The organism is Paenibacillus aurantiacus (assembly GCF_042431225.1).
Classification (GTDB): domain Bacteria; phylum Bacillota; class Bacilli; order Paenibacillales; family Paenibacillaceae; genus Paenibacillus_Z; species Paenibacillus_Z aurantiacus.
Genome location: NZ_JBHMDO010000056.1, coordinates 1 through 15560, shown reverse-complemented (window position 1 = coordinate 15560; position 15560 = coordinate 1). Strand labels below are relative to the sequence as shown.

Genomic DNA, 15560 nt, shown 5'->3' with positions numbered 1-15560 from the left:
TCCGGCGGGAAACATGGTTGACCGTATATTTCTCGATCACGCCGTTTCCTTTCGTATCGATGGCATTTACATTGTGATACAATTCGTATCTTATCATGAGTCATTTCACCCGTTTTGCCAACACTTGCGGAGCAAAAAACGGTTTGACTACGCCTCGTCCCGTCCTGGTTGATACAGCCGCCGGTAGTCTCGCGCGGACATCCGCGTCACCGCTTTGAACATTTTGCCGAAATGCGAGAAGTTCCCGAAGCCGACCTGGCCGGCGATATCCGTAATCTTGAGCGGGGTCTCCCGAAGCAGCCGCTGCGCTTCCTTCAGACGCGTCAGGTTGACGTAATCGATGATCGTAAAGCCGGTCACTTCCTTGAACATGCGGCTGAGATAATACGGACTGATATAAAAGCGCGCGGCCAGCTCGTGGATGTGCACGGACGCGGCGTAGTGGTCGTTCAAATAGCGGACGATCTCCGATACTTTGCCGTGCATCGGCGTAGCCGGAGGCGGCGCGGCCGTGGCCAGCGGGTGGTTCGCGGCGTATCGGGCGCACAGCAGCAGCATATCGAGCAGCGCGTGGCGGAGGTACAGCTCGCATCCCGGCTCCCGGCGCCGCAGCTCCTGCATGATCCGCGCGGCATGGCTCCGGACGATGCGCTGCTCTTCCGCGGGCAGGCGCACGAGCGGCGTGGCGAGGGCGAACGGAGTGCGCAGCAGCTCGGCGTCCGATTCGGGCAGCGCCTGCAGCATCGGCTCGTCGAAGTGCATCACGAGGCGGGCGTGCGGCCCCGCGCCGGATTGAATCGATTTGTGCAGCTCGTGCTTGCCGATCAGAATCAGGTCCCCGTCCTCCACGGCGTGGGCAGCATCCTTGATGAAATACGTTCGCTTGCCTTCGAGCAGCAGATAGATCTCGTAATACGGATGCCAATGTTGGCTGTCCATGCTAAACGGCTCCGTCCGCCGAATATACTCCATGTAGATGGACTTGCCCGCCGGCGCGCCGTACTCCAACTGTACCGGTTTGGCATATGCCATAATGTCCGCCTCCTGCCGATATATTGCCCTCATTATAGCAAGATTAGCGGGATTTAAGTGTAACTGAGCAGGAAATGAAGAGAAAAAGATTGTATTTTGCCCTATTCTTAAGGATAGCGAAAGCGATTCCACGTTTGTAGCGGTCGCCAATTGATCGCGAAGCACATTATGAAGTAATTCGGCGTCCAATCTGGCGTTCAGGCTTGAAGTCCGGTGCGTAGGTTTGCCTAAACACTGCTCCACTTCTTCGCCTTCACGCCTCCTTTTCGGTGCTAAATTATCGACTTATTGAACTCACAATCTTAACGCAAAGGATGAAGGACATGACGGTCAAAAAGAAATACGTGCTCGTTGGCAGCGGCGGTCGGGCGGAATTTTTCTACGGGGCGATCGCGAAGAGCTTCCGGGAGACGAGCGAGCTGCTCGCGTTCTGCGATTCGAACCAGACGCGGATGGATTACGCGAACAAGCTGCTGGCCGAGCGTTATGAATACGAGCCGGTGCGCACGTACAAGCCGGAGCAATTCGACGAGATGATCGCCGCGGAGCGACCGGATTCGGTCATCGTGACGAGCGTGGACCGCACGCACCATACATACATTATCCGCGCGATGGAGCTTGGCTGCGACGTCATCACGGAGAAGCCGATGACCGTCGACGCGGACAAATGCCAGGCGATTCTGGACGCGGTGGAGCGGACCGGCCGGAACGTGCGCGTCACCTTCAACTACCGGTATGCGCCGCATCATACGAAGGCGCGGGAGCTCATCGAAGACGGCGCGATCGGGCAGGTGACGAGCGTCCACTTCGAATGGCTGCTGAACACCCAGCACGGCGCGGACTACTTCCGCAGATGGCATCGGGATAAACGCAACAGCGGCGGGCTGCTCGTCCACAAGTCGACGCATCACTTCGACCTCGTCAACTTCTGGATCGGCTCGGAGCCTGACACGGTGTTCGCGTTCGGCGACTTGCTCTTCTACGGCAAGGAGAATGCCGAGGCGCGCGGCGTGACGACGTTCTACGACCGGGCGACGGGCAACCCGAACGCCGAGGGCGACCCGTTCGCGCTGCGGCTCGACACGAACCCGCACCTGAAGCAAATGTACCTGGACGCGGAGCCGGAGGACGGCTATCGCCGCGATCAAAGCGTATTCGGCGACGGGATCAGCATCGAGGACACGATGGGCGTCATGGTGCGCTACAAAAACAAGGCGATCTTGACTTACTCGCTGAACGCCTATCTGCCTTGGGAGGGATACCGGATCGCCTTCAACGGCACGAAGGGGAGGATCGAGATGAATATCGTCGAGCAGTCCTACGTCAACTCCGGCGGCGACAAGGCGCAGGAAGGCGCAATCAAGGCGCAGACGATCACCGTCTTCCCGATGTTCGACGCCCCGTATGACGTGCAGGTCGAGGAGAGCGAGGGCGGTCATGGCGGGGGCGATCCGGTGCTGCTGAACGATATTTTCGGCGTGCCGGCGAAGGACCGCTTCCGGCGTGCGGCCAATCATATCGACGGGGCCAAGTCGATTCTGACCGGGATTGCCGCCAACCAGTCGATCCGCACCGGACTGCCGGTGAAGGTCGAGTCGCTCGTGAAGTTCCGCGGGTAACCGGCTGGCTAACCGAGGTCAGCAAGCGGGTAGGGTAGGGCATCCCCTTGTCCCCCGCGCGCGTTTTCCCCATTTCCCCAAATCCTGAAGGAGGCGTATTCATTGAAACCTTTCCTGAACGATCAATTTCTGTTGACGAATTCTGTAGCCGAGCAGCTGTACCATGAACATGCGGCAAGCTTGCCGATCATCGATTACCACTGCCACCTCGATCCGAAGGAAATTTACGAGAATAAGCAGTTCGGCAATTTGACGGGCATTTGGCTGTACGGCGACCACTACAAGTGGCGGGCGCTGCGCGCGAACGGCGTGCCGGAGCAGCTTGTGACGGGAGGAGAAGGCGTCTCCGATTACGACCGCTTCCTCGCATGGGCGAAGACGGTGCCGGCGACGCTGGGCAATCCGCTCTATCATTGGTCCCATTTGGAGCTGGCGCGCTACTTCGGCATTACGGAGCTGATCAACGAGAAGAACGCCCCTGCGATCTGGGAGCAGGCGAACGCGAAGCTGCAGACCGATGCGTTCCGCGTGCGGGAGCTGATCACCGCCAATAAGGTCGAGGTCATCTGTACGACGGACGATCCGGCGGATACGCTTGAGTATCATGCCGGCATTCGCGATATCGAAGGCTTCGCCTGCCGCGTGCTGCCGTCGTTCCGGCCGGACAAGGCGCTCGAGCTTCGCCGCGCGACGTTCCTGCCGTGGCTCGACAAACTGGCGGCGGTGCATGGGTCGGCGATCACGGACTACGACGGCTTGCTTGAGGCGCTCGAAGCGCGCGCGCGTTTCTTCGACCGCGAAGGCTGCCGCGTCTCCGATCACGCGCTCGACTACGTGCCGTACGCGGAGACGACCAAGGAGGAAGCTGCTTTCATTTTCGAGCGGGCCTTAGCAGGAGAGACAGTGACGCTTGAAGAAGAGAAGAAGTACAAAACCTTCACGCTGCTGTTCCTGGGCAATCTCTACCGGGAGCTCGGCTGGGCGATGCAGCTGCACATTCACGCGGCGCGCAACGGCAACAGCCGCATGTTCGGCAAGTTGGGGCCGGATACCGGCTTCGACTCCGTGAACGAGGGCGAGGTCGCCTACCCGTTGTCCCGGCTCTTGGACCGCTTGGATGCGGAGGGCGGATTGCCGCGCACGATTCTGTATTCGCTCAATCCGAACGATTACGACGTGCTCGGCACGCTGATGGGCAGCTTCCAGGGCGACGGCATCCCGGGGAAAATCCAGCTCGGCGCGGCCTGGTGGTTCAACGATACGAAGGATGGCATGCTGGCCCAAATGAACGCGCTGGCGAACTACGGGCTGTTAAGCCGTTTCGTCGGCATGCTGACGGATTCCCGCAGCTTCTTGTCCTACACGCGCCACGAGTACTTCCGCCGCATCCTGTGCAACATGCTCGGCGAATGGGTCGTGCGCGGCGAAGCACCGCACGATATGGAGCTGCTGGGCGGCATGGTCGAAGATATTTGCTACGGGAACGCGAAGCGGTATTTTGCATTCGGGTAGGTCTAAGTGACGGGAAGGGAGAGCCTCCGTGCAAGCATTGGGCGGGTCGCCGCTGGCAGAAGACAATGGCCCTGCCGGTGTCTGCGCATATTGCCGGATAGCATGTCGACGATCGACCCTCATATATTCAGGCCCTTCGCCAGTCGTCGGCATCCCGGCACGCGAGGATGACGCGTCGGCAGTTAACCTTGCAGCGGTGGCATCCCTCGCGGGCGGGAGGTTCAACGTCGGCCGTGATTGGCGGAGCGGAGCCCGCACGGATGTCATTCGCGGCCACCGGCAACGACCTCGTGTGGCCGCTCGTCGGTACCGGATTACGCTCCATGATGGCAGCGCGAAGGGGAAGGAGCTTGCGCATGGAGACGAACGTTAGATTGCGGCCGGCCGCCGAGGCGGACTGGCCGCTCGTCCATCGGCTTATTATTGAAGCGTTTCGCGAATACGAGGGCGTCCTGATTCCCCAGTCCGGCGCGCTTCGCGAGACGGTGGCGAGCATCCGGGAGACGGTGGCCGGCCGCGGCGGCGCCCTCATCGCGGAGACGAGGGACGGAGCGGTCGCGCTCGGGACGGCGCTCCATTACGTCGTGGACGATCACCTGTACGTCGGCCGCGTATCCGTCATTCCCGCGGGGCGGGGCCTCGGCGTCGGCAAGGCGATGATGCTCGCGATGGAGCGGATTGCGCGCGAAGCGAACGTTGACGAGGTGCGCGTGTCGGTGCGCCTCTCGCTGCCGGGCAACGTTCGATTTTACGAGCGGTTGGGCTATGAGGCGTATGCGCATTTATTCTACCCGGAGCGGACGGACAGCTGGTACGAAATGCGAAAAAGGCTGGGAGCGGCGGAGCATGGTTGACGTCGCTGACCGGATGGCGCTTGCAGCGGTGGTCCGCACTGGGCGGCAGCACCGGCGCGCATCTTGAATCGCGCCTCGACGGGCAAACCTCGTGCGACTCAAGATACGGCGCAAGACGGCGGTAGCCGGGGCGATACCGGCGAAGTGAGCATGGTCGTAGTCGGGCATAACGCGAACGAGACATCAGAAGCCACCCTCATCAGGGTGGCTTCTTTGCCGTTCCTCGGATCGAGGCAGGGGGGCTATGGATATACCGCCGTACAACCGATTCCCCGCGGCGAATGCTGCATGGTTTGGCACGACCGAACGCAAGCTAGTGGAAGAAATGGAATTTAGTTTCGCATATAAATCATCTTGTATTTCATTCTCGCTGCATGCTGTAAGCCCGATCCTCGGATTGCGAACGCAAACCAATCGGCTTATCCGGCATGAGACGCTTATCGCCGCCAAAGAAGTCACTAGCCGTCTCGCCTTGACGGGTAAGGTGAGGTTTGTTGACGGCCTAGGCTCGTTTGGTTGGAGGTTTTATGCCATATCATCGTATCGGGCGGGGGCGGGGCAAGCTTATGTGAGGAAAAACACACGTTGCCGAGCGACTTGAAGTGAAATGTTCGTGTTTTCTGACAATTACAATCGTTCTATCCATTCGATGTGACGCAAAAACGAACTTTAGTAAATGGCATCTGAATTAATGTTCGTATTTCGGTTGACAGCGCCAAGGCACATTCGGTACACTAGGGGAGTCGAAGAAAGCAGCGTGCTAGACTGCTTTTCTTAATATAGCAACCCTCGTATAAGTTCGGGAATATGGCCCGAAAGTTTCTACCCGAGAACCTTAAATTTTCGGACTACGAGCCTAATTTGAAGAACAGCCTAACGCTTCCGGAATCGTGGAGGCGGGCACCGGCAACCTGCGCAGACACGATGATTCACCCGCTAGAGGTCCGATTCGGACGGGCGGCCCGCGCAGGGCGCAGAGGTTCTTCGCTTACGTTCGTGTCCCGTGGCAGTCATCCGGTCGGATCGCTGTTTGCCGGGATTTTTCTGTTTTCAGGGACTACATTTATAATAGAGAAAGTGGGTATCGATGCATGTCAGCGAAAGTGGGCGTCATCATGGGCAGCAAGTCGGACTGGGAAACAATGAAATTGGCCTGCGATGTCTTGGACGAGCTTGAAATTCCGTACGAGAAGAAAGTTGTCTCCGCGCACCGCACGCCTGATTTGATGTTCGAATACGCCGAAACGGCCGCTGCACGCGGACTGAAGGTTATAATCGCGGGCGCGGGCGGCGCCGCTCATTTGCCCGGCATGGTCGCTGCCAAGACGATTCTGCCGGTTATTGGCGTTCCGGTGCAATCGCGGGCGCTGAACGGACTGGATTCTCTGCTCTCGATCGTACAGATGCCCGGCGGCATTCCCGTCGCGACCGTCGCGATCGGCAATGCAGGCGCGACCAACGCGGGGCTGCTGGCCGCGCAGATGCTCGGCGCGTTCGACTCGCAGCTGCAAGAGCGCGCCCAGGCGCGCCGCGACCGTATTCAGCGCGAAGTGCTGGAAAGCAGTGACGCGCTATGAGCGGTACGGACAAGCAACTCGGCGGCGGACTGATTTCGCTCAATGACGCGCTTGGCGCCGATGCGGGCGCGACTTGCGGCATCGATGGCTGCGCGCCGAAGGCAGCGGGCGGGACAGCTCCGCAAGCGAAAGTGATTTTGCCCGGCTCGACCATCGGCATTCTCGGCGGCGGTCAGCTGGGCCGGATGATGGCGAACGCCGGCAGCGCGATGGGTTACCGGTTCGTCGCGCTCGACCCGACGCCGGATGCGCCGTGCGGGCAAGTCGCCGAACAGATCGTGGCCGCTTACGATGACCGTGAAGCCGCCCGCGAGCTGGCGAAGCGTTCTGACGTCATCACCTACGAGTTCGAGAACGTCGACGCGGGCGTCGCCGCCATGCTGATGGAAGAGTCGTACGTGCCGCAGGGCAGCGAGCTGCTTTATACGACGCAGCATCGATTGCGCGAGAAGCGGGCGATCGAAGCGGCAGGCGCGAAGGTCGCGCCATACAGCGAGATTCGCAGCGAGCGCGAGCTGCGCGAGGCGGTAGGACGATTCGGTCTGCCGTGCGTGCTGAAGACTGCGACAGGCGGATACGACGGCAAAGGACAATGGGTCATTCGCAGCGAGGACGAGATTCCGGAAGCTTACGAGACGCTTAGCCGCGCCAAGACGGAGCTTGTGCTGGAGCAGTTCATCCGCTTCGAGAAGGAGCTGTCCGTCATCGCGGCGCGCAGCCCGCAAGGGGAAGTGAAGACGTTCCCGGCGGCGGAGAACGTCCATGTGGACAATATTCTCCACCTCTCTATCGTACCGGCAAGGGCAAGCGAAGCGGTGCAGCGTGAAGCGGAACGGCTGGCTGGGGCGATCGCGGATGGCCTCGGCGTGGTCGGCCTCATCGCCGTCGAGCTGTTCTTGACGTCGGATGGCGAGCTGTTCGTGAACGAGCTAGCCCCGCGTCCGCACAACAGCGGCCATTACACGATGGAAGCATGCCGTACGTCGCAGTTCGAGCAGCATGTGCGCGCGATCTGCGGGCTGCCGCTCGGCGATACGACGCTGCTGACGCCGGTCGTCATGGTGAATGTGCTCGGCGAGCATATCGAGCCGCTGCTCAAACACGTGGCGATCGCGGATTCGGCCGCGGCGCGGCTCGGCGTTGCCCCGAAGGTGCATTTGTACGGCAAGCACGAAGCGAAACATAAGCGGAAGATGGGCCACATCAACGTGCTCGCGGAGAACGTGGACGCGGCGCTGGCATGGATATCCGAAACGAATATTTGGAGGGTTTAACCAATGTTGGAGCGTTACAGCAGACCAGAGATGCGGGCCATTTGGACCGAGGAGAATAAATTCAAGGCATGGCTCGAAGTCGAGCTTTGCGCCTGTGAAGCTTGGGTAGAGCTCGGGGTTATCCCGCGCGAGGACGTGGAGGCGCTGCGTCAGGGCGCGACGTTCAACATCGACCGCATTTACGAGATTGAGCAAGAGACGCGCCACGACGTGATCGCGTTCACGCGCGCGGTATCCGAGACCGTCGGTCCGGAGCGCAAATGGGTGCACTACGGCTTAACGTCGACCGACGTCGTCGACACGGCGATGGGCTACCTGCTTCGCCAAGCGAACGAGATTCTCGAGAAAGACATCGTGAACTTCATCGAGATCCTCCGCAGTCAAGCGGTTGTCTACAAAGATACGGTCATGATGGGCCGCACGCACGGCGTGCATGCGGAGCCGACGACGTTCGGCCTCAAGCTGGCGCTGTGGTTCGAAGAAATGAAACGCAACCTGGAGCGCTTCCGCCATGCGGCCGATGGCGTCCAGTTCGGCAAAATCTCCGGCGCGGTCGGCACGTACGCGAACATCGATCCGTTCGTCGAAGAGTTTACTTGTAAGAAGCTCGGCATTAAGCCGGCGCCGATCTCGACCCAGACGCTGCAGCGCGACCGCCATGCCGAATACATGGCGACGCTGGCGCTGATCGCGACGTCGCTCGACAAGTTCGCGACCGAAGTTCGCGCCCTGCAGAAGAGCGAATTCCGCGAGGTGGAAGAGCCGTTCGCGAAGGGACAGAAGGGCTCGTCGGCGATGCCGCACAAGCGCAACCCGATCGGCTGCGAGAATATCTCCGGCCTGGCGCGCGTTATCCGCGGCCACATGATTTCCGCGTACGAGAACGTGCCGCTCTGGCATGAGCGCGACATCAGCCACTCGTCGGTCGAGCGCGTCATCCTGCCGGACGCGACGATGCTGCTGAACTACATGCTGAACCGTCTGGGCAACATCCTGAAGAACCTGCAGGTGTTCCCGGAGAACATGAAACGCAATATGCAGCGTACGTTCGGCGTGCCGTTCTCCGGCCGCGTCATGACGAAGCTGATCGACAAAGGTTTCAGCCGCGAGCAAGCGTACGACACGGTGCAGCCGCGCGCGATGCAGGCGTGGGAAGAGCAGCGCCAATTCCGCGACATTATCGAGTCGACGCCGGAGATCACGTCGGTGCTGTCGGCCGAGGATATTGACGATTGCTTCAACCCGTCGTGGCATCTGAAGCATGTCGATACGATTTTCAAGCGTCTGGAACTGATCTAAGACCGGATTCAAGAAGACGGTCGGCCGTTCGGGCGGCGGACCGTCGTTTACCGGCAGCTCAGCGCCGCGGATCGGGACTCGTGTTGAGAGGCGAGTAAGCTTACGCGAAGAGGAAGAGGGAGAGGTTCATGGCTGAACAAGCGTTGTCTACGGCAGAGGCGTATATCAAGGCGCCGCTTCTTTATAAAGGCAAAGTACGCGAGTTGTATGATCTTGGCGAGCATTACTTGATCGTGGTCACGGACCGGATCAGCGCGTTCGACTACGTGCTGGACCCGGCGGTGCCGCAGAAGGGGAACGTGCTCAACCGACTGTCCGCGTTCTGGTTCGAACAGACGGCGGACATCCAGCCGAATCATGTCGTCCATACGGACGTCGATCGGCTCGGCGATCTGGTGACGGAGCCGGAGCTGCTTCGCAACCGGATCATGGTGACGAAGAAGGCGGAGCGGATCGACATCGAGTGCGTCGTGCGCGGCTACATCACCGGCAACGGCTGGCGGCAATACGTCAAGACGCAGGCGATCAACGGCATCGAGCTTCCGGCGGGGCTGCGCAAGAACGAGCGTTTCCCGCAGCCGCTCTTCACGCCGGCGGCGAAGAACGACGTCGGCCATGACGAAGATATCCCGTTCGAACGGATGCAGGAGCTAGTCGGCGCCGAGTTGGCCGAAGAGCTGCGCGATCGCAGCATTAAGCTATACGAATTCGCGCGCGGCTACTGCGAGGAGCGGGGCATCATCTTGGCGGACTGCAAATTCGAGTTCGGCCTCATCGACGGTAAGGTCATCCTGATCGACGAGATCTTCACCCCGGACGCGTCGCGTTTCTGGGCGAAGGAGAACTACGCGTACGACGTCGAGATCGACAGCATGGACAAAGAACCGGTGCGCACGTACCTGCTCGGCTCCGATTGGGACCAGAACAGCAAGCCAGCGCCGCTCCCGGATGCGGTCGTCGATGAGACGACTCGCCGCTACCTCAACATCTACGAGCTGTTGACGGGTCAGACGCTCTAGGCGCGCAAGACCTTCGGCTTTCGTCCTGACGCGACTAACGCAGCGGATCGAGCCGCAACAGTAGTGCCCGGCCCGATGCCAACTAACCAAACCATACCCGCGGGGCAAGCAAAGATGCCCCGCATCTCATAAAGTCGTCCGCAAGCCGGGAACTCCCCGGCGAGCGCGACGATCTGCACCCCGAGCAGCATGAAAATTTGTTCAATTCGGAAAATGGGTGGAGCAAAAAGTGGGTGTTCAGCTGGAGAGCGCAAGCGATCGCCTTTGAACTCGGATAACAACCTTAACCTAATCTCATCCAGTTATCCGAGTTCAACAGCGACGGAAGCGAACATCCCACGTTTGCGGATCTTAACCATTTTCCACTCTAACTCAACATTTTCAGGAGGCGACCCCCCATGAAAGCAACGGTTTACGTGACAATCAAAGAGAACGTGCTTGACCCGCAAGGAAGCGCCGTGCAAGGCGCGCTGCACACGATGGGTTTCGAGGAAGTCGGCAAAGTGCGTATCGGCAAATACCTCGAGCTCGAGCTGGACACGAACGACCGCGCGGAAGCCGAATCCCGGCTGAAGGCGATGTGCGAGAAGCTGCTGGCGAACACCGTTGTCGAAGACTACCGTTTCGAACTGGAGGGTTAATCCGATGAAATTCGCGGTACTCGTTTTCCCCGGCTCCAACTGCGACATCGACTGCTATAAGGCGGTGGAGAACGCGATCGGCCAAGAGGTCGACTACGTCTGGCATACGGCGACGGACCTGAGCGGCTATGACGCGATCCTCGTCCCGGGCGGCTTCTCGTATGGCGACTATCTGCGCTGCGGCGCGATCGCCCAATTCGCCCCGGTCATGAACGAAGTGGTCAAAGCGGCCGAGCAAGGCAAATTCATCCTCGGCATTTGCAACGGATTCCAAATCCTGACGGAAGCGGGTCTGCTGCCAGGCGCGCTGCTGCGCAACAAGGACCTGAAGTTCCGCTGCCACAGCACGCTGCTGGAAGTCGTGAACAACAACACGGCATTCACGAACCAATACAGCCAAGGCGAGATCATCGACATTCCGATCGCGCACGGCGAAGGCAACTACTACTGCGACGACGAGACGCTGGCGAAGCTGCAAGCGAACAACCAGATCGTATTCCGCTACAAAGCCGGCGCGAACCCGAACGGTTCGGTCGACGATATCGCGGGCATCAGCAACGAGCGCGGCAACGTGGTAGGCATGATGCCGCATCCGGAGCGCGCGATCGACCAGCTGCTCGGATCGGAAGACGGCTTACGGATGTTTACATCGATTTTGAACGCATGGAGGGAACAACATGGCGCAGCAGTTAACGGCTAAAGAACCGACGGCGGAGCAAATTGCGGACCAGAAGATCTACACGCAATTCGGCGTAACCGATCATGAATATGAACTCATTTGCGGTTTTCTCGGCCGCTTGCCCAACTACACGGAGATCGGCGTATTCAGCGTCATGTGGTCGGAGCACTGCTCGTACAAGAACTCCAAGCCGATTCTGAAGAAGTTCCCGATCACGGGTCCGAAGGTCCTCATGGGACCGGGCGAAGGCGCCGGCATCGTGGACATCGGCGACAACCAGGCGGTCGTGTTCAAAATCGAATCGCATAACCACCCATCGGCGGTCGAGCCTTACCAAGGCGCGGCAACCGGCGTAGGCGGCATTATCCGCGACATTTTCTCCATGGGCGCTCGTCCGGTAGCGCTGCTCAACAGCCTCCGGTTCGGCAATCTCGAGAACGCGCGCGTCAAATATTTGTTCGAGAACGTCGTCAGCGGCATCGCGGGCTACGGCAACTGTATCGGCATCCCGACGGTCGCGGGCGAAGTCATGTTCGACGAGAGCTACGAAGGCAACCCGCTCGTCAACGCCATGTGCGTCGGTCTGATCGATCACGACAAGATCCAGCGCGGCGTCGCCAAAGGCGTCGGCAACCCGGTCTTCTACGTGGGCCCGGCAACCGGCCGCGACGGCATCCACGGCGCGACGTTCGCGTCGGTCGAATTGTCCGAAGAATCCGAAGAGAAGCGTACCGCGGTGCAAGTCGGCGATCCGTTCATGGAGAAGCTCGTCATGGAATCGACGCTCGAGCTGATCAACTCCGGCATCGTCCTCGGCATCCAAGACATGGGCGCGGCAGGTCTGACATGCTCCAGCGCGGAGATGGCGTCCAAAGCCGGCAACGGCCTGGAGCTGTACCTCGACGAGGTACCGCAGCGCGAAGCAGGCATGACGCCGTACGAAATGATGCTCTCCGAATCCCAGGAGCGTATGCTGTTCGTCGTGGCGCCAGAGCATGAAGCGCAGGCGAGAGAGATTTTCGAGCGCTGGGGCGTCATCTGCGCGAAAGTCGGCAAAGTTACCGACGACGGCCGGCTGCGTCTGTTCCACCAAGGCGAAGAAGTCGCCAACATGCCGGTCAAAGCGCTCGTCGACGAGTGCCCGGTGTACAACAAACCGTCGGCGGAACCGGCTTACTATGCCGAGAACGGCGCGATCGACACGTCGTACGAAGAAGTAAACGACCTGACGGGCACGCTGAAGCAAATCCTCGCTTCGCCGACCGTGGCGAGCAAAGAGTGGGTCTATAATCAATACGATTACATGGTGCGCACGAGCACGGCGGTACAGCCGGGTTCCGACGCGGCGGTCGTCACGATTCCGGGCACGCGCAAGGCGCTCGCGATGACGACGGACTGCAACGGCCGTTACGTGTACCTTGATCCGGAAGTGGGCGGGGCGATCGCCGTCGCGGAAGCGGCGCGCAACATCGTGTGCTCCGGCGCCGAACCGCTTGCGATTACGGACAACCTGAACTTCGGGAACCCGGAGAAACCGGAAGTGTTCTGGCAGCTGGAGAAAGCGGCGGACGGCATGTCCGACGCGTGCCGCGCGCTTGCGACGCCGGTTATCGGCGGCAACGTATCCCTGTACAACGAGAATGCGAAAGGCGCGATCTACCCGACGCCGGTTATCGGCATGGTCGGTCTCGTGCACGACGTGAACCATATTACGACGCAGCGCTTCAAATCCGAGGGCGATATCATCATCCTGCTCGGCGAGACGAAGCATGAGTTCGGCGGCAGCGAATACCAGCATGTCCTGCACGGCAAGAACGAAGGCCGTCCGCCGCAGTTGGATTTGGCTGCAGAGAAGCAGCTTCTTGACGGCGTGCTTGGCGCGATCCAGCAAGGCCTCGTCGCTTCGGCGCACGACTTGTCCGAAGGCGGCCTCGCGGCTGCGCTGGCGGAATCCTGCATCGGCGGTCGTCTGGGCGCGGATGTGAACATTGTGACGAACTTGCGCGCGGACGCGGCGCTGTTCAGCGAATCGCAATCGCGCATTCTGCTGTCGGCGAAGCCGGACCAAGCGGAGCAGCTCAGAGCGTACCTAACGGAGCAAGGCGTACCGAACGCGCAAGTCGGCGTCGTCCGCGGTTCCGATCTCACCATCAACATCAACGGCAAACCGGGCATTGCAGCGCCGGTTGAGCAACTGGAGCAGGTCTGGAAGGATGCGATTCCATGTCTGATGAAGTAGTGAAGCAGCCGCACCAATTATGGACGGGCGCTCACTATAACGAAGGAATAGGCCGGGACGATATTTTTGACAAATTGCGCGAGGAATGCGGCGTATACGGGGTATGGAATGTACCTAACGCCGCCTCCCTTTCCTACTACGGGCTGCACGCGCTGCAGCACCGTGGCGAGGAGAGCGCGGGTATATGCACGGCCGATTCGACGCAGGACGGGAAATTCAACTATCACCGCGGCATGGGCCTCGTGAAGGAAGTGTTCACGCAGGACGTGCTGGAGACGCTCGAGGGCAACGCCGCGATCGGGCACGTACGCTATTCGACGGCAGGCGAGAGCAAGCTGGCGAATGCGCAGCCGCTTATCTTCAAATACCGCAAGGGCGATCTGGCGGTGGCGACGAACGGCAACATCGTCAACGCGCCGTCCATTCGCGAAGAGCTCGAGAACCTCGGTTCGATCTTCCAGACGAGCAGCGATACGGAAGTTATCGCGCATCTGATCGCGCGTTCGAGCAAGGATTTCGTCGGCGCGGCCAAAGACGCTCTGCAGCGTATCGTCGGCGGCTTCGCGTTCCTCATCATGACGAACGATAAGCTCATCGTGGCTTCCGATCCGCACGGGCTTCGTCCGCTTGTGATGGGACGTCTGGGTAACGGTTACGTGTTCGCTTCCGAATCGTGCGCGCTGGAGACGGTTGGCGCCGAGTATGAACGCGACGTGCAGCCGGGCGAGCTGCTCGTGCTGGACGAGAACGGCATGACGGTCGACCGTTTCGCTCCTCTGGAGCGCCGGGCGACGTGCGCGATGGAATATATCTATTTCGCGCGTCCGGACAGCGATATTAACGGCATTAACCTGCACTCCTCCCGCAAACGGATGGGACAGAAGCTGGCCGTCGAAGCATTCGTCGACGCGGATATCGTGACGGGCGTGCCGGACTCGAGCATCTCGGCCGCGATCGGCTATGCCGAGCAGACGGGTATTCCGTACGAGCTGGGCCTCATCAAGAACAAATATACGGGCCGTACGTTCATCCAGCCTTCGCAGGAGCTGCGGGAGAAGGGCGTCAAGATGAAGCTGTCCGCCGTCCGCAAGGTCGTCGAAGGCAAACGCGTCGTCATGATCGACGACTCGATCGTGCGCGGCACGACAAGCCTTCGCATCGTCAACATGCTGCGCGAAGCGGGGGCGACGGAAGTGCACGTGCGGATTACGTCGCCGCCTTTCGCCAATCCGTGCTATTACGGCATCGACACGCCGGACCGCAAGGAGCTGATTGCCTCGTCCAAGACGGTCGAGGAGATCCGCCAGGCGATCAACGCGGACTCGCTCTATTTCCTCAGCCACGAAGGGTTGATCGACGCGGTCGGCGGCAACGACGGGGCGAAGAACCGGGGCATGTGCCTCGCCTGCTTCGACAACGACTACCCGACGCCGGTAGATTTTAGCTCGGACAAGAGCTGCAGCTGCTAGAACGTGGGCATGTTCTAGTGCCACCCCAACCGCTCCGAGCGCTCTGTCGTCCCGAAAACCGACAGGAATGGGGAGGGGGAATGGGGGAGCTATTTCACCGGAACGTAACCCATACCGCCGTACCCATACGCATGAAGCTTTGTCCATCAGGACAAAAGCGTGCCAACACGAACGCCTTCGCCACCCGCGAACAAACGTGCCAGCACGAAGAAGGGAGTCCAGAGGTGAACGTTTTTCGGAGAAAAACGACTCCGGAAGCATATGCTTAGTCCTCTGGTTCCCCTCGGCGGAGGGCAATGCTGTTAGGTTAAGCTTTACAGGCTGCGCCGTTTGATGGAGGAGTACC

Annotated in this window: 12 protein-coding genes and 1 riboswitch; of the genes, 11 read left to right on the top strand and 1 reads right to left on the bottom strand. The window is 60.1% G+C overall.

All coding sequences use genetic code 11. The features are described 5' to 3' along the window. Nucleotides 1-147: 147 nt before the first annotated feature. Nucleotides 148-1032, bottom strand: coding sequence for a helix-turn-helix transcriptional regulator (locus ACFFSY_RS34530; RefSeq protein WP_377503075.1), 885 nt, complete (start codon nt 1030-1032; stop codon nt 148-150). 323 nt (nt 1033-1355) lie between these two features. Here ACFFSY_RS34530 and ACFFSY_RS34525 point away from each other — a divergent pair, with 323 nt between their 5' ends. The 11 genes from ACFFSY_RS34525 to purF all read left to right on the top strand — a co-directional run bounded on the left by ACFFSY_RS34525 (nt 1356) and on the right by purF (nt 15214). After that, nucleotides 1356-2651, top strand: coding sequence for a Gfo/Idh/MocA family protein (locus tag ACFFSY_RS34525; RefSeq protein ID WP_377503073.1), 1296 nt, complete (start codon nt 1356-1358; stop codon nt 2649-2651). 102 nt (nt 2652-2753) lie between these two features. Continuing rightward, on the top strand, nt 2754-4163 hold the full coding sequence (gene uxaC / locus ACFFSY_RS34520; RefSeq protein WP_377503071.1) for a glucuronate isomerase: 1410 nt from the start codon (nt 2754-2756) through the stop codon (nt 4161-4163). A gap of 260 nt (nt 4164-4423) precedes the next feature. Next, nucleotides 4424-5017 (top strand): GNAT family N-acetyltransferase, encoded by a 594-nt coding sequence (locus tag ACFFSY_RS34515; protein WP_377503069.1) that lies wholly within the window; start codon nt 4424-4426, stop codon nt 5015-5017. Nucleotides 5018-5786: 769 nt separating this feature from the next. Next, nucleotides 5787-5888, top strand: a riboswitch (purine riboswitch). A 220-nt stretch (nt 5889-6108) separates the two neighbouring features. Beyond that, on the top strand, nt 6109-6594 hold the full coding sequence (gene purE / locus ACFFSY_RS34510; RefSeq protein WP_377503067.1) for a 5-(carboxyamino)imidazole ribonucleotide mutase: 486 nt from the start codon (nt 6109-6111) through the stop codon (nt 6592-6594). Beyond that, nucleotides 6591-7868, top strand: a complete 1278-nt coding sequence (gene purK / locus ACFFSY_RS34505; protein ID WP_377503065.1) for a 5-(carboxyamino)imidazole ribonucleotide synthase — start codon at nt 6591-6593, stop codon at nt 7866-7868. Before purE ends, purK begins: the two co-directional genes overlap by 4 nt. A 3-nt stretch (nt 7869-7871) precedes the next feature. Next, complete coding sequence (gene purB, locus ACFFSY_RS34500) at nt 7872-9167, top strand: adenylosuccinate lyase (protein WP_377503063.1); 1296 nt, start codon at nt 7872-7874, stop codon at nt 9165-9167. A gap of 128 nt (nt 9168-9295) precedes the next feature. After that, a complete protein-coding gene (locus ACFFSY_RS34495) occupies nt 9296-10186 on the top strand; it encodes a phosphoribosylaminoimidazolesuccinocarboxamide synthase (protein ID WP_377503061.1) in 891 nt (296 codons plus the stop codon). A gap of 398 nt (nt 10187-10584) precedes the next feature. Beyond that, a complete protein-coding gene (gene purS, locus ACFFSY_RS34490) occupies nt 10585-10827 on the top strand; it encodes a phosphoribosylformylglycinamidine synthase subunit PurS (RefSeq protein WP_377503059.1) in 243 nt (80 codons plus the stop codon). 4 nt (nt 10828-10831) lie between these two features. Then, nucleotides 10832-11527: a phosphoribosylformylglycinamidine synthase subunit PurQ gene (purQ, locus tag ACFFSY_RS34485; protein ID WP_377503057.1), complete on the top strand. Its 696-nt coding sequence runs from the start codon at nt 10832-10834 to the stop codon at nt 11525-11527. Further along, nucleotides 11505-13745 carry a phosphoribosylformylglycinamidine synthase subunit PurL gene (gene purL / locus ACFFSY_RS34480; protein WP_377503055.1) on the top strand — a complete coding sequence of 747 codons (2241 nt, stop codon included), beginning with the start codon at nt 11505-11507 and terminating at the stop codon, nt 13743-13745. The genes purQ and purL overlap by 23 nt, the downstream gene beginning before the upstream one ends. Further along, entirely contained in the window at nt 13730-15214 is a 1485-nt protein-coding gene (gene purF, locus ACFFSY_RS34475) for an amidophosphoribosyltransferase (RefSeq protein ID WP_377503053.1), read from the top strand. Before purL ends, purF begins: the two co-directional genes overlap by 16 nt. The last annotated feature ends 346 nt before the right edge of the window (nt 15215-15560 follow it).

Coding starts and splice junctions, on each gene's coding strand:
- ACFFSY_RS34530 (WP_377503075.1), bottom strand. CDS start 1,032: ATGGCATATGCCAAACCGGTACAGTTGGAGTACGGCGCGCCGGCGGGC.
- ACFFSY_RS34525 (WP_377503073.1), top strand. CDS start 1,356: ATGACGGTCAAAAAGAAATACGTGCTCGTTGGCAGCGGCGGTCGGGCG.
- ACFFSY_RS34515 (WP_377503069.1), top strand. CDS start 4,424: ATGTCATTCGCGGCCACCGGCAACGACCTCGTGTGGCCGCTCGTCGGT.
- purE (WP_377503067.1), top strand. CDS start 6,109: ATGTCAGCGAAAGTGGGCGTCATCATGGGCAGCAAGTCGGACTGGGAA.
- purK (WP_377503065.1), top strand. CDS start 6,591: ATGAGCGGTACGGACAAGCAACTCGGCGGCGGACTGATTTCGCTCAAT.
- purB (WP_377503063.1), top strand. CDS start 7,872: ATGTTGGAGCGTTACAGCAGACCAGAGATGCGGGCCATTTGGACCGAG.
- ACFFSY_RS34495 (WP_377503061.1), top strand. CDS start 9,296: ATGGCTGAACAAGCGTTGTCTACGGCAGAGGCGTATATCAAGGCGCCG.
- purS (WP_377503059.1), top strand. CDS start 10,585: ATGAAAGCAACGGTTTACGTGACAATCAAAGAGAACGTGCTTGACCCG.
- purQ (WP_377503057.1), top strand. CDS start 10,832: ATGAAATTCGCGGTACTCGTTTTCCCCGGCTCCAACTGCGACATCGAC.
- purL (WP_377503055.1), top strand. CDS start 11,505: ATGGCGCAGCAGTTAACGGCTAAAGAACCGACGGCGGAGCAAATTGCG.
- purF (WP_377503053.1), top strand. CDS start 13,730: ATGTCTGATGAAGTAGTGAAGCAGCCGCACCAATTATGGACGGGCGCT.